This is a genomic window from Bartonella sp. B10834G3 (assembly GCF_016102505.1).
GTDB lineage: Bacteria > Pseudomonadota > Alphaproteobacteria > Rhizobiales > Rhizobiaceae > Bartonella > Bartonella choladocola.
Map to the genome: position 1 here is coordinate 74862 of NZ_JACFOM010000005.1, position 14079 is coordinate 88940.

Sequence of the window (14079 nt, forward strand, 5' to 3'; positions counted from 1 at the left end):
AGCTGCACAAGCCGGAATCATTTTTCCCGTTCATTCAAGTTTGCCTGCCAGCAGGTTCAAGCTTGAGCGGCGCTGCCTCAAGGTCTGTCAATCAAGGGGGATTTATTATTCCGGATAGGGATTGAAGACAGTCCTCATCGGCATTTTTTCAATACGCAAAGACAAATGCGAAGATAAAGCCTGATATATATGAAAAAGAAGGGGCCAAAAGGCCCCTTTTTCAAGTTTCCGGTTACCGGCTTTTTCCTGACGAGGAAATCCGGCCAAATTTAGTGCATCGAGCTATGGACACCATAACCGTCTTTACTCATGAATTCGTTATTTCCCGCACCCACCGAACCGATTCCGGCAGCTACAAGAATAAATGTGAATAGAGCAGCGACGGTCACCAGAGTGGCTCTCTTGGCAGACATTCTATCTCTCCGATCAAATGCTATTATTGAATCTCAAATTGTGTGTTGTCATATAGCGAAGTTTATTTTTCGACAATGAACGAACCCTTTTTTGTGATCCCTTTTTCTGCATTAAAGTAAAAAAAAGTTAAATCTGTTGCAGTTTGGTGACGAAAAAAAACCTGACAAAATCAGTCGGTTATTGCTGCTTTTCTTCGATTGCTACACTGACTGTCCGTCCGGAAACAAGATGGACGTTATCAGGCACCGGATCAAGCTTGATACGAACCGGTATACGCTGGGCAAGGCGCACCCAGTTGAATGTTGGCGCAACATTGGCAAGAAGGCTTGTTGTCTGTGTGCGTTCACGATCTTCGATGCCGGCAGCAAACCCTTCAACAACACCGGTCAACACAGCACTTGAACCCATAATGTGGATTGTTGCCCGGCTACCGATGTGAATACGGTCGAGTTTATTTTCTTCAAAATATCCGGAGGCATAAAACGAATCGGTGTCAACAAGTGCCGTAACCGGCTTACCTTGCGTGACATATTCTCCCGGTTGAAGCGAAAAATTGGTCAGTTTGCCATTCACAGCAGCACGAACGGTCGAACGTTCAAGATCAAGCTTTGCTGTATCGAGCTGGACGATCGCCTTACGCAAGGTGGCGGCAGTTTGCAATTCCTGCATAGCGGCCGTTTCCAATTGTTGGCGGGTGATGGTTTTGTCATCAAGTTTCTGGTCGCGTTCAAGATCGCGTTTTGCCTGATCGTGGGCGGCTTTGGCATTATCAACCATAGCCTGAGCATCTTCCAGAGCCAGAGTAAAACGCGCCTGATCTATCTTGAAAAGAACATCGCCCTGTTTGACTTGTTGGTTATCAACCACATGGACTTCGGTGACAAAACCGGAAACATCAGGTGCGACACGAACAACATCGGCACTGATTTTGCCATCTCTCGTCCACGGGTCATTCATGTAGTAGTTCCATAGCTGCCACAGAAGAAGTCCGGCTACCAGAGCCATGACGAGGGTGAAGAATATACGACCGGAATTGGCTATAAGCTTGTTCATATCCGTTAAATCCGAGTTACAATGAAAGAAAGAATACTCAAAATGATGAAATAGGTTGCTGCGGCAAACAGCGCATGGTGCCAGATGAACCGCTCCAGCCCTTTACGCAAGATGAACCGTTGGAGACCAACATTCAAAAAATAGCTGACCAGTGCCAGAATTCCGATTGTCGGAATATAGACACCATAAATATCGACCTCTGGGTTCATGAGTCATGTCCTTTGAAAATTGGAGGCAAGACTGCTTCGTAAGGTTCGGCATCACTGAAGAGGTTTTGCCGCAAACCGGTTAATGCAAACGAGATTTTCTGGTGATCTTCAGAATCAGGCAGAGCAAGCGTCCAATCAAGTGTTGTATCTATTGCTTCCAGCAATTCTTTGCCATCCGGCACATCGGTACTGTTGATTTTTACACGGTAATAAAATGCCAGTTCCTCCAGAACATTGGCAAGATTTTGGCGATTGGTCGGCCCTTGTGATTCTTTGAGATGTTGCAATTCAATCGTATCAAGCCCGACACGCACATCTTTGAGAATGTCGGTCTGGCGAACGGGTGAATGAATCGGTATCAGGGCATAACGGGGAGCAATCAATCCATAGCGGTAAAGCATACGGTGCAAAAGTTCGTTATAGGCTTTGGTGTCGGTAGGCCTTTCCGCAACTTCGATAATGTCGTTCCAGCTTGCACGAATGAGACGAAAAGCACTCCATTCGGCTCCGACAGAACGGACAATGGAAGCTGTTGCGGCAGCGACAATAATTCCCAGAATCATTGCCGTGTTGATATTGATGAAATTATAAAAATCGCCACTCAAGCGGGATTGCAGCAATAACAGATTGGGCAGGTTGACTGCCATTGTCATGCCCATGGCAAATTTTGAAGGGATGGCCATCATGATACCGGCAGGTATCAGCACAAGTGCCAGACAGAGCATGAGCGGCAAAAAGCCGTCAACGAGCGGTAAAAGACCGAATTGAAGAACAAAGGCGATAACAAGAACAATGAGAATTTGCTTGAGCATTCCGCGAATTGCAGGAACAGGATCATCTTTCGTTGCAAAAAGGCTGCTGAAAATACCGGTCATCATGGCAGCGGTTGCGCCTTGTGTCCATTCTGTCATACGCCACAAAGTAACAGTAATAAAAATGGCAAGGATTGCAGAAAAAGCTGAAAGAAACGCAATGCCGAAATCGTAGTGAATCGACCTTACTTCGCCTAAAAAATCGAAACGGTGCCAACGCAATTTATGTTGGGTGCCGTTGACGATGTCGTTGCGCAAATGCAGACAGTCGGAATAGATTTCCATAATATCGACAAGGCGCAATGTCAGATTGCGTGAAACGAGATCAAGCCACACTTTCGAGCGGCCAATATCATCCAATACGGATTGCTTTAAAGCTTTGATACGGGCAATGCCTTCCGGCTTCATCGGTTCATGGGTTTGTAACCATGCAGATGTTTCCGCGATAAGTTCGTCAAGTTTGGTGTTGTTGCTCTTGCCGCCACATTGCTCGTCGAGCATTTTGTTGCGCTGGTTGATGAGATCGTTACAGCTTGCCACCATTGGCAGCAACGAGACCATGCGGCTTTGTAACACACGCATTGCATTCACTGTCGATGGCAATGTCGACGAGTCGTAAGTGACATGGGTGGTAAAAGCGCGCAAATCGACAGCATCAATCGCCAGATGTTGGCGCTTTTGCAATGCGTCTTCGCTTTTGCCTTGCCCTTTAATATACATAATTGCAAGGTCGGCGCTGTTTTTCAGCCATTTATCAATACGATCGGCAAGAACCGGTCCGGCATGGCGGGGAAAAACAAGGCGCCCGACAAGCGCGGCAGAAATAATGCCGACACTGATTTCTTCAACACGACTTGCCGAATAATCAAAAACAGTTTCCGGTGTGTCAACAATCATAAAACCGATAATGCAGACACTATAGCCGGCAAGCATGGAAACATAAGCGCGCGGGCTGCGATCCAATACGCTGATAAACAAACAACCGCCAAGCCAGAGGGCAAGCCCCAAAGTTGTGAGTTCCGGCGAAGGAATAAGCTGCGGTAACATAATGACTGTTGCCATACCGCCGATTGCAGTGCCGAGAAGCCGGTAGAACGCTTTTGATGTCAAAGCACCCGATAGCGGGTGGGCAACAATATATACGGCTGTAATTGTCCAATAGGGGTTGGGAAGATCACACAAAAAGGCGATATAGAGAGCCAAAGCCGCGGCTGCGATAGTTTTTAACGAGAATACGACATCCCATACAGTCGGTTGTTTTACGCTAACAGTCATATATTTTCAAATAAGCACAATAAGCGGGCAAAAAGAGAGTTCTCCTTTGTCCGGAATAACACTATAAAGCTGCTTTCCTACGAGATCACCAATTTGACAGCGTTGAGAGAAGGTAGTTTCTTCTCATATTTAGTTTTATTTTTAGAAAGTTTCTAGTCACCTTTATGTAAAACTTGTCACCTTTCTGTAAAAAGTGACTACGAATGTTGATAGGCACACGGTATTCTTGGCCTTGAATTTTGGAAAACAACTTTCAAGACGCATAAAAATATCCGAACCTTGCGCAGAATCAAATAAGTTCAAAACCTTTGCCAATTCGGATATTGTCGTTCCGAATTTAAAAAAACACGAAAGCATTTTTGAGAAAGATTCAAGCAATGCGCGCCAATTATAAATTGCAACGACTTTTCGTTCATGAACCTTTGTCATTTCACGAAAAATTCGATCTTGACGAAAATAAATCACATTATCTTAAAAATGTCTTGCGGATGAGGGAGGGCAATGAACTTCTGCTTTTTAATGGCAAAGATGGCGAATGGCGTGCAAAAATTGCCGTAGTGAAGAAAAAATCTGTTGTTCTGGAACTTGTCGCCAAAGAAAGAGAGCAACCCCCCGCTTCCGATCTTGTTTATTGTTTCGCCCCGCTCAAACACGCCCGACTGGATTATATGGTGCAAAAAGCGGTTGAAATGGGAGCATCGGTTTTGCAACCGGTTATCACACATTTTACTCAAGCAACGAGGTTGAATGAAGAGCGTATGCGCGCCAATATTATCGAGGCCTCGGAGCAATGCGGGGTTTTATCGATCAGTTCCTGCCGATCTCCGGTTTCGCTTGCAGAACTTTTGGCAAACTGGCAGCCGGAACGTCATCTGATCTTTTGTGATGAAGCGGCTGATACGCAAAATCCATTGGAAATCTTGAAAAAAATGACACCGGCTCCACTTGGAGTTCTTATCGGTCCCGAAGGTGGCTTCAGCGACAAGGAGCGTTCCGAACTCAGGCAATTTTCGTTTGTTCATCCAATTCCTCTAGGCCCCAGAATTTTGCGGGCAGATACTGCGGCTGTCGCCGCGCTTGCCGTTATTGAAGCGACTTTGGGGGATTGGCGAGATGACGGGTAAAACAGAATGTGAGGCCGGCGGTACTTGAAAGAGCAATGAAAACAGTTCAATGATGAAACAAATCAAGACAAATTGGAAATTGTGAGTTATGGCGCGCGATATTGAAGATGAAACAACAATCAACGGTTTTGACGATCTGGTAAACTATCTCGCTGGCGGCTCGAAAACTCCCGATAAATGGCGTATCGGTACAGAACATGAAAAATTTCCGTTTTTTGTCGAAGGTAACCGCCCTGTCCCTTATGAAGGGAAAAAAAGTATCCGCGCACTGCTTGAAGGTATGCAAGCCATGCTTGGCTGGGAGCCGATACTGGATGAAGGGAAAATTATCGGTTTGCTTGAGCCGACAGGAGCGGGCGCAATTTCACTCGAACCGGGTGGACAATTTGAACTTTCGGGCGCTCCACTTAAAACAATTCATCAGACTTGCCGCGAAGTGAACGCCCATCTTGCACAGGTCAAGGAAATTGCCGCGCCTCTCGGCATCGGTTTTTTAGGCCTTGGCGGAAGCCCCAAATGGAAGCTTGATGAGACACCGCAAATGCCGAAATCCCGCTACCACATCATGACAGAATATATGCCAAAAGTCGGGCGGCATGGTCTTGATATGATGTATCGCACCTGCACAATTCAGGTTAATCTCGATTTTTCATCGGAAACCGATATGCGCCGGAAAATGCAGGTTTCGATGAAATTGCAATCCATTGCCACCGCGCTTTTTGCAACATCACCTTTCACCGAAGAAAAACCCAACGGTTTTATGTCATGGCGTTCGGAAATATGGCGCGACACCGATAACCGGCGTTCGGGGGTTCTGCCCTTTGTATTCAATGAAAATTTCGGTTTTGCCGATTATGCCGCATGGGCATTGGATGTGCCGATGTATTTTATTGTCCGCGACGGGCATTACCATGATTGCACCAATATAACATTCCGCCAATTTATGGATGGTGCTTTGAAAGGCAAAATCGACGATTATCGTGCGAATATGGGTGATTGGGTCAATCACCTTTCAACATTATTTCCGGAAGTAAGACTCAAACGTTTTCTGGAAATGCGTGGTGCCGATGGCGGCCCGTGGCGGCGTATTTGCGCATTGCCAGCTTTCTGGGTCGGTTTGCTCTATGATGAGGAAGCACTTGAAGACGCTTTTGCAATGACAAAAGACTGGGGCTTTGAAGAAGTTCTCGATATGCGTAACCATGTACCGGTCAAAGGTTTGAAAACACCATTCCGCAATGCCACCATTCTCGAACTTGCCCGTCAGGCTCTGGATATTTCCCGCAAAGGCCTTGCCAACCGGAAGAAGCTGAATGCCGAAGGCGATGATGAAACGCGTTTTCTTGATCCGCTTTTCGAGGTTGTGCTGTCAGGGAAATGTGATTCGGAACGTCTGTTGTCAAAATTCCATTCGGTATGGGGTGGTTCTGTCGATCCGGTGTTTCTGGAATATGCCTATTAGGCTTTGCAGCCTGTGTTTAAGGCTTGGTTGAGGAATAAAGCTGAAAGGCGTGCACCAAGAATAGGGCTTCTACCAAGAACAAAAAGGTTGATTGGAACTGTGCCTCACCGGTTATTTAACGGTAGAGAGCGCTTCTTCATGCACAGGGCAACCTGAAGAGAGGCTATCGGGCAGATTGGACAGCCACGACAATATCGTAAAAAATAGAAGCGTTATTTTTTCAATCATTATCATTTTTGAAATAAGCGTTATTGGTGCGGCTTTTTAACTATATTTTTGCATGATAGAAAAATTAAATCCGATTTGTCTTGTTTTTGGACATATTGAATGCCCATATCAATATTGAATAAACAAGAGAGGAAAGGGATTTCTCAATGCAGCATGTCGATATTCCATCAATGACGGATTTTAACAAATTACGAGCGGTGAGGGCGGATGCATGTGTATCAATATACTTGCCGACAACACCTATTACATCCGAAATTGGTGCCAGTAAAATTGAGTATGCCAATCAGGTAAAGGAAGCATTGGCACAATCCCAATCCTTGACGGACAAGCGACGTTTGGCAAGTTTGGAATCACTGTTGACCGGCCTTTCCGATTATGAAGATTTCTGGCTGAAACAGGCACGCAGTCTCGCGGTTCTTGCCACCCCTGATCGTATCTGGACATTCCGTCTTGCAAACCGTTTGAAATCGTTTGTTGAAGTTGCAGACCGGTTTATGCTTAGTCCGCTTCTGCGTTCGATTACATTTGCCCATACGGCTCACGTGGTGGTTATTGCAGAATCAAAAGTCCGACTTATCGAAATTGCAAGTGATATCGAGCCATTTGAAGTCAAAGTGCCGGATATGCCCAAGGACATCAACAGTGCTGTTGGCACCAGTAACGAGAGAATCAGTTCCAATAGTTCGGTGCGGTTGACACAATATTGCCGTCTGATTGATTCAGCTTTGCGTCGTTATCTGACGAGGCCGGATGTTCCTTTGATTATTGGCGGAAATGAAGCAATGATTAATGCGTTCCGTTCGGTTTATAGTGGCAACAACCTTATCGGCGAAATTGTCAATGCAGGACTTGATCGGGCAAACCCGACAGAAATCGGCGATCTTGCGCGCCCCGTTCTTGACCGTTTTTACGAGCGCCAGGTTGCCGATATCCGGTCGCGGTTCGAGCATCTGACAGCCGAAGGGCGTACCACAACAGATATTGCGCTTGCAGCGCGTGCGGCTACCATCGGCCAGATTGATACATTGCTTGCCGATATGGACGAAATGGTTCACGGGACTGTTGATGAAACAACAGGAGCCGTCAGTTTCGGTAAAGAGGGGCCGGATACCTATAATGTGGTCGACGAGATTGCAAGCCGTGTTCTTGCCAATGGCGGCCATGTGCTTGCCGTTCGCAAGAGCGATATTCCCAATCACCAATCGCTTGCAGCGATTTTCCGGTTCAGAATGTAGGAAAACTCCGTTTTGTTGATGCCGCTTGTAAAACGGTCGGCATCGTTCAAAAAGCGAAGATTTTGGTTACAAATATAAACAAAAGCCCGCAACAAATCCTGTTCGGGCTTTTGGATTTTTAACACCTGCGATTTTATGTAACCACAGACCTGTTTGATATGGTAAGCGGGCGGTGATTAGCCGCGGGTACGGCTTTGGCCTTCTTTTGCCGGTTTGAAACCCGGATCAATACTGACAGCCTTTGTATAGGAAGCATAAGCTTTCTTCTTGTCACCACGGTGTTCATAAACCATTGCCTGATTTGACCAGCTTTCGGCAATGTTGCTGTCAAGACGAATAGCCGCATTAAAGTCGTCGAACGCATTGTCCCAATCGCCAAGTGCAGCATAAGAAAGACCACGGCCATTATAAGGGGCAGGCGCATTGGGTTGGCGCGACATGGCAGCACCGAAATCGGCGATAGCCTGTTGTTGGTCACCACGTGCCTGTTCGATAAGTGCACGGTTGTGCCACGCACGCCCGTCGGTTGTACCAGCCTGAATAGCACTGTTGAAATCGTTATAGGCCAGATCAAGCTTGCCACTTAAACGATAAACATTGCCGCGTCCGATCAATGCAACATCATAATTCGGGTTGATCGCCAAAGCGCGATTGTAATCGGCAATAGCTGCCGACATATTTCCTGTATTACGATAAATCAAAGCCCGATTGGCATAGGCTTTATAGAAATTGGGGTCGAGTGCTATAGCGGACGTAAAATCGGCAATCGCTTCCTTGCTGCGTCCGGCACGTCCATAAGCCGAGCCGCGTACATTGTAGCCTTCAGGGTCACGGGGATTGGCTTTAATAACGGCTGTAAGCGAGGAGATATTCTCGTGCGAACCTTGAGCAACGTCTTCAGGATCAAGCACACTATTGGTCGTGCTGCACCCCGCCAAAACAACAGCACCTAAAAGAAAGAAAGCGGACAGTTTCAATTTTTTCATCGGGCACGATCCTGTTACAGACGATTCTACGATTTTCACGTCAACATATTTCAAGACTATATAACAAAAAAGTGGAAATGCGCTCTGCATCTCCACTCGAATGAGGCGAAATTAGACTTCGCAGAATCCGGCTTCTGCCTGAATATATTAAACCTTGCGAGCGCAAACCCTACAAGTCTAACCGAATTCCGGCAAAATTCCGAATATTAGTGGGCAGAACCGCGGCCGCTCACCAAGCCTTCACGCTGTGCGCGCTTGCGTGCCAACTTACGGGCACGACGGACAGCCTCGGCCTTTTCACGGGCGCGCTTTTCCGATGGCTTTTCATAATGACCGCGCATCTTCATTTCACGGAAGATGCCTTCACGTTGCATTTTCTTTTTGAGCGCACGGAGCGCCTGGTCAACATTGTTATCGCGAACGAGTACTTGCACGTTTAATCCTGCTTTGTTTTACTATCTCGGTTAAATGGGTACATCCCAAACATCCCTAACCTATAAAGGCCAAGGTTTCAAATGATTGGGCTGCCAATACCACATAAAAGGCGTGCTTGTCTATATTGCTTTTATAAAAGCTGTGTTTTTTAAAAAATGCTTGGCCTTTATCGGCCTGTAAAGAAGAGAAAAGGCAAAAATAGGCCGAAACAACCACAATTTTTAGATCGTTATCGAAATTCCAAAGGTTCTTTTTAATAAAATATCGGCAATTCAAACCAAACGGGAAAAGTAAAAGAACAAGAACCGACTCACCTGTTCGATATTTTTGGAATTTCCATCATTATTGAAGATAGGGGGAGATTGAAGATAGGGGGAGTTCAGTTTTTTTAAGTTCATCTTTTTTAAGGTGTGCCCTCTGTTTCAAGTATGAAACCCCTTAATTCAAGTGTGAAGCCCCGTATTTCAAGTGTGAAGCCCCCTATTTCAAGAGCGAAGAAATAGAGCGATAAAACGCATATTGCACAAAATTTGCTTTTGATCGTCAAAGATACTGTCTATTGATCGGAAAAAATAACCGTACACAAAACGGCTTTTATTTTGCCAGTCTTTCCGACGAAGGCTTGTTCTCCTGGTTGCCCCTTGTTACTTGGCATTTGCTTGCGCGGGCTTGGCCTTTATTGTTTCAAAGTCCGGATACTTGACCCCGTTAACTACCGATTTTGGCAAAATGAAAAGGAAACGGCCGGTGTCTTTTAACCGGTTTTTTTAAAAATGCCGAAATAAAGTTGGCAGAACAGCCGCACGGGATTTCAGAGCTGAAACCTTTTCAATAAAGCTTATGAAGCCTTTGGCGGCACCATGGCTATTGTTATCCAGTCGGCTGTCAAAGCCGGTTTTTTCACATTTTCGATTTCAAGGGTTACAGCATAATGGAAAACAATTCTTCCCGATGGGCGAATTTCCGCATCGCTCAAAACAAAATGGGCACGCACCTTTGCACCGGTTTTGACAGGGCTCATCAAGCGCACTTTGTCAAAACCGTAATTGATTCCCATTGTTGTGCCTTCAAGCTCCGGAAGGGCTTCATAGGCCAATGTCGATAGAAGCGAAAGGGTTAGAAAGCCATGGGCAATTGTACCGCCAAAAGGCGTTTCGCTGGCGCGTTTTTCGTCAACATGGATCCATTGATGGTCGTCGGTCGCATCGGCAAACTGGTTAATCATTTCCTGTGTGACAGTACGCCAATCCGAAACGCCCACCTCTTTGCCGATTGAAGCGGGAATATCATCAACAGTCACTTTGCCGGGCATGAGCTTCTTCCTTGTTCAATATCTTCCGTCAGCTATGCGCCCGAATTGTTATGGACGCATTCTTTTTCAAGTTCTCACGGTGCTTATATATGTCAAATATATTTCGCGCAAATTTTTGTTTTCAAAACGGGCGGTTTTGTCATCCCTCTATTTGCTTGCGATCAATGACGAGCCTTGCAATTCTCTATCGTTGTTATTAGACCTTTGAAGAAAAGATTATGCGTTGAACGACTGATAAAGCCCTATATCGGAAATAGTTATATCGGGGTGTGATGGTTCGTTTTTTACGGGAGAATTTTTTGAAATGACAAGCAATGTAGCTCTTATCGGTTTGGCCCGCGACCTTAAAAAACGTGAGGAAAGCGGCAAGCCTATCCGCATAGGGCTGGTAGGTTGCGGGGAAATGGGAACCGACCTTTTGACAGGCGTTGCCCATATGGATGGCATCGAGGTTGCAGCCGTTTCGACACGAACACCTGAACGGGTGATGGATGCGGCAAAAATTGCCTATGACGAGCAAGGACATGCAAAGGAAGTTTCCAATGCGTCGGAAATGACAGCAGCAATCGAACAAGGGAAAATCGCCGCCACCGACGATCTTGATATGTTGCTGAAAAACGAGCTTGTCGATGTTATTGTCGATGCGACAGGCTATCCTGAAGCGGGAGCCGAAATCGGCTATAAAACGCTGCAAAACAACAAACACCTCGTTATGATGAATGTTGAAGCCGATGTCACGATTGGCCCCTATCTCAAACATGAAGCCGAAAAACGCGGCCTTATCTACACGCTCGGTGCGGGTGACGAGCCATCTTCCTGCATGGAACTGATCGAATTTGTTTCAGCACTCGGACACAATGTTGTTGCTGCCGGAAAAGGCAAAAACAACCCGCTCGATTTTGATGCAGTCCCCGATCATTATGAAGAAGAAGCAAAAAGGCGCAATATGAATGTGCGTATGCTTGTCGAATTCATTGATGGTTCAAAAACCATGGTCGAAATGACGGCGATTGCCAATGCAACCGGCCTTGTTCCCGATTGTCCCGGAATGCATGGCCCGAAAGCCGACATAGACCGCCTGAACAAGGTGCTCGTTCCTGAAAAAGATGGTGGCGTTTTGTCAAAATCCGGCGTTGTCGACTATTCGATCGGGCGGGGCGTTTCACCGGGGGTTTTTGTGGTTGCAGAAATGCGCCACCCGCGTGTTTGGGAACGTATGGAAGACCTGAAAATCGGTGAAGGGCCTTATTTTACATTCCATCGCCCTTATCATCTTACAGCTATGGAAGTGCCGCTCACCTGCGCACGCGTCATGCTCTACAGAAAGGCCGATATGGTCCCGCTCGATCGGCCTGTTGCAGAAGTATGCGCCGTTGCCAAGAAAGATTTGAAACCCGGTGACAAGCTCGATTTTATCGGACTTTATACCTATCGCGCATGGAATATGACAGTCGAAGATGCAAGGAAAAACGAGGCAATTCCCTGTGGTTTGCTTGAAGGGGCAACAGTCACCGCACCGATCAAGAAAAACGGGCTGATTACTGCAAAAAATGTGTCGATCAATGAAAACCAGTGGATTGCACGCCTACGCAAAAAACAGGATAAGCTCATTTACGGCTGATCGGGATTTTTAGAAACCGGTCATTCATAATCGTTCCTATTGCAATCTTTATTGATCGGGAATGAGTTACTCATCATCGTTCCAATGGCAATCTTTATTGATCGGGAAAGTTTTGAAATTGCCGGTTTTGCAAAGAAGGTAGCCCCCGTTCGTTGAATTTTTTATTCTTCGACACAGTAGCGAGGGGCTTTTGCATAGTCCGGTACGTCACATGTTTTATGGATGTCGTCCGGATAAGGGCAGACGAATTTCAAAAACAGATCTGCAAAACGTGAAGCAAAATATGCAGTGAAACGTGCGGTGAAACGCGCAGAAAAATGCGCATCAATACTATCTAAAGTCTGGTTCAACTGATATGGCAGAACAAGCTTTTACCTCTTTGGAAGCGCCCGCATCTATTAGCGGTGGTTCCGGCTAGAGAATGAGTGATCGTTGAAAGCCGCGCGCCCGCAGTTCAATTGATTTTACTGTCAAAAGCTGGAGCGGAAACTTCAAGAAAAACACAACAAGACAAACAGTTAAGCGCAATTTTATAAGCGCGATTTATAAGCGCAAATGTATAGGTGCAAATGCGCTAAATTATCTTCCGAGAAAGGGTGAAAGGCGGAAGCCTATAATGTCGCCGTAAAAAAGATGATAGCGACGGGTATTTCCGATCATCCATGTCAATTCGGAACGCGGGGTTTGCGCGGTTTGGTGAGGACATTCCAGTAGAGAACGACGAAACCTGAAAAAGCCAGAATCCATAAAGTTCCGGCAAGGTGAAGTGTTGGCAGATTGTTATCGGCAATGCCGGCAAAAAGCCGCAGCCAGACCGATAGGAAAAGTGCAAGGTAAACCAGCACAACCGGCCAGGAAACCGTAAGCGGGCGGCCTGCGTGGCCAAGGCTTGCACGCGTCATAACGGCCATTGTCATCATACCGATGCCACCGGCCATCCATAAATGTTGTACAGGTGCGCGCCCCCCCGGAATAATTCCGAATGTGCCAAGCGCCAAAGCGATAAACCCTAGCGGAATAAACAGAAAGCCGACATGAAGCACAAAAACCAGCGGTTCTTTCAAAGTTGCCAAACCCCGCCACCTTTGAAGACGGTAAAGATTGGCAATGCCACAAAGGCCGCATAATAGGGCAGTCAATTTCGTATCGGGAAAAAGAATCCACAAAACGAGGCAAATAGCCGTAAAGATCATAATGGTTTGGTCGACGCGCCCGTGGGGAGCCGGCAGTTTTGTGTTCCCGCGTTTGGCAAGCCAATTACGCGTAAAGCTTGGCACAATCCGGCCGCCAATAATGGCAATGAGGAAAACCGCAATGGCAAGGGCAAGACGTGCACCATAACCATCGGCAGCATAGACACCATTGAAAGCTTCACAGTCGAAAATCAGATTGGCGCAGAAAAGCAGAACAAGCAAAATAAGCACTTTGAGATTGCGCCAATTTTTTCCATAAATAATTTCGCGGCCGATTGCGATGGTAAAAAGAAACGGGAACAGCAAATCAAGCCCGACTGTTACTGTCGCAGGCAGATCGGATGAAAGCACCATGGCAATGCGCCCGATAAGCCACAAGGATACGAGACCCAAAAGCGGCCAGCCGACAATGGGCAAACGACCGGTCCAATTGGGAACGGCAGTCATCAAAAAACCGGCAATGACGGCCCATAAATAACCGAAAAGAAAGCTGTGGGCGTGCCAGGAAAACGGATCAATCCCGATTGCCAGCACATCTTTGCCGGAAAAAAGGAAAATCCAGATAAACAGGCTGAATACAGCCCAGATACTAGCAAACAGAAAAAACGGACGATAACCGTAACTCAAAAGTGCCGGGCCTTGCCACGCTCTCATCTGTTCGGCTGAACTTGCCATGATCGTTCCTCAAAAAAAATGCCGCCTTGATGGCGGCATTTTAAG

13 protein-coding genes are annotated in these 14079 nt (G+C 46.5%); 4 read left to right on the plus strand and 9 right to left on the minus strand.

Features of this window, described 5'->3' with window-relative positions; all coding sequences use genetic code 11:
* Positions 1–269: 269 nt before the first annotated feature.
* The 4 genes from H3S94_RS11345 to H3S94_RS11360 all read right to left on the minus strand — a co-directional run bounded on the left by H3S94_RS11345 (position 270) and on the right by H3S94_RS11360 (position 3763).
* On the minus strand, positions 270–413 hold the full coding sequence (locus tag H3S94_RS11345) for a hypothetical protein (RefSeq protein WP_188318047.1): 144 nt from the start codon (positions 411–413) through the stop codon (positions 270–272).
* 178 nt (positions 414–591) lie between these two features.
* Positions 592–1467, minus strand: coding sequence for an HlyD family secretion protein (locus H3S94_RS11350; protein ID WP_077993805.1), 876 nt, complete (start codon positions 1465–1467; stop codon positions 592–594).
* Positions 1468–1472: 5 nt separating this feature from the next.
* On the minus strand, positions 1473–1676 hold the full coding sequence (locus H3S94_RS11355; protein WP_077993803.1) for a DUF1656 domain-containing protein: 204 nt from the start codon (positions 1674–1676) through the stop codon (positions 1473–1475).
* On the minus strand, positions 1673–3763 hold the full coding sequence (locus H3S94_RS11360; RefSeq protein WP_077993801.1) for an FUSC family protein: 2091 nt from the start codon (positions 3761–3763) through the stop codon (positions 1673–1675). The genes H3S94_RS11355 and H3S94_RS11360 overlap by 4 nt, the downstream gene beginning before the upstream one ends.
* A gap of 377 nt (positions 3764–4140) precedes the next feature.
* Between H3S94_RS11360 and H3S94_RS11365 the strand changes: the two genes are divergently transcribed.
* The 3 genes from H3S94_RS11365 (at position 4141) to H3S94_RS11375 (ending at position 7812) form a co-directional block, all read left to right on the plus strand.
* Positions 4141–4887, plus strand: a complete 747-nt coding sequence (locus H3S94_RS11365) for a 16S rRNA (uracil(1498)-N(3))-methyltransferase (RefSeq protein WP_198241163.1) — start codon at positions 4141–4143, stop codon at positions 4885–4887.
* 88 nt (positions 4888–4975) lie between these two features.
* Positions 4976–6349, plus strand: a complete 1374-nt coding sequence (locus H3S94_RS11370) for a glutamate--cysteine ligase (protein WP_198241144.1) — start codon at positions 4976–4978, stop codon at positions 6347–6349.
* Between the two features lie 374 nt (positions 6350–6723).
* A complete protein-coding gene (locus tag H3S94_RS11375) occupies positions 6724–7812 on the plus strand; it encodes a hypothetical protein (protein WP_077993796.1) in 1089 nt (362 codons plus the stop codon).
* 176 nt (positions 7813–7988) lie between these two features.
* On the opposite strand, the gene H3S94_RS11380 is transcribed toward H3S94_RS11375, so the two are convergent.
* From H3S94_RS11380 to H3S94_RS11390, 3 genes are all read right to left on the minus strand, one after another.
* Entirely contained in the window at positions 7989–8798 is an 810-nt protein-coding gene (locus tag H3S94_RS11380) for a tetratricopeptide repeat protein (protein WP_077993794.1), read from the minus strand.
* 206 nt (positions 8799–9004) lie between these two features.
* On the minus strand, positions 9005–9232 hold the full coding sequence (gene rpsU, locus H3S94_RS11385; protein ID WP_077972783.1) for a 30S ribosomal protein S21: 228 nt from the start codon (positions 9230–9232) through the stop codon (positions 9005–9007).
* Positions 9233–10071: 839 nt separating this feature from the next.
* Positions 10072–10545, minus strand: a complete 474-nt coding sequence (locus H3S94_RS11390) for a MaoC family dehydratase (protein WP_077993792.1) — start codon at positions 10543–10545, stop codon at positions 10072–10074.
* Positions 10546–10849: 304 nt separating this feature from the next.
* Between H3S94_RS11390 and H3S94_RS11395 the strand changes: the two genes are divergently transcribed.
* On the plus strand, positions 10850–12166 hold the full coding sequence (locus tag H3S94_RS11395) for an NAD(P)H-dependent oxidoreductase (RefSeq protein ID WP_198231709.1): 1317 nt from the start codon (positions 10850–10852) through the stop codon (positions 12164–12166).
* A gap of 161 nt (positions 12167–12327) precedes the next feature.
* Here H3S94_RS11395 and H3S94_RS11400 read toward each other — a convergent pair whose 3' ends face one another.
* Together H3S94_RS11400 and H3S94_RS11405 are read right to left on the minus strand one after the other, a co-directional pair.
* Positions 12328–12516, minus strand: a complete 189-nt coding sequence (locus H3S94_RS11400; protein WP_198231708.1) for a hypothetical protein — start codon at positions 12514–12516, stop codon at positions 12328–12330.
* Between the two features lie 315 nt (positions 12517–12831).
* Positions 12832–14034 carry an NnrS family protein gene (locus H3S94_RS11405; protein WP_198231707.1) on the minus strand — a complete coding sequence of 401 codons (1203 nt, stop codon included), beginning with the start codon at positions 14032–14034 and terminating at the stop codon, positions 12832–12834.
* Positions 14035–14079: the final 45 nt, after the last annotated feature.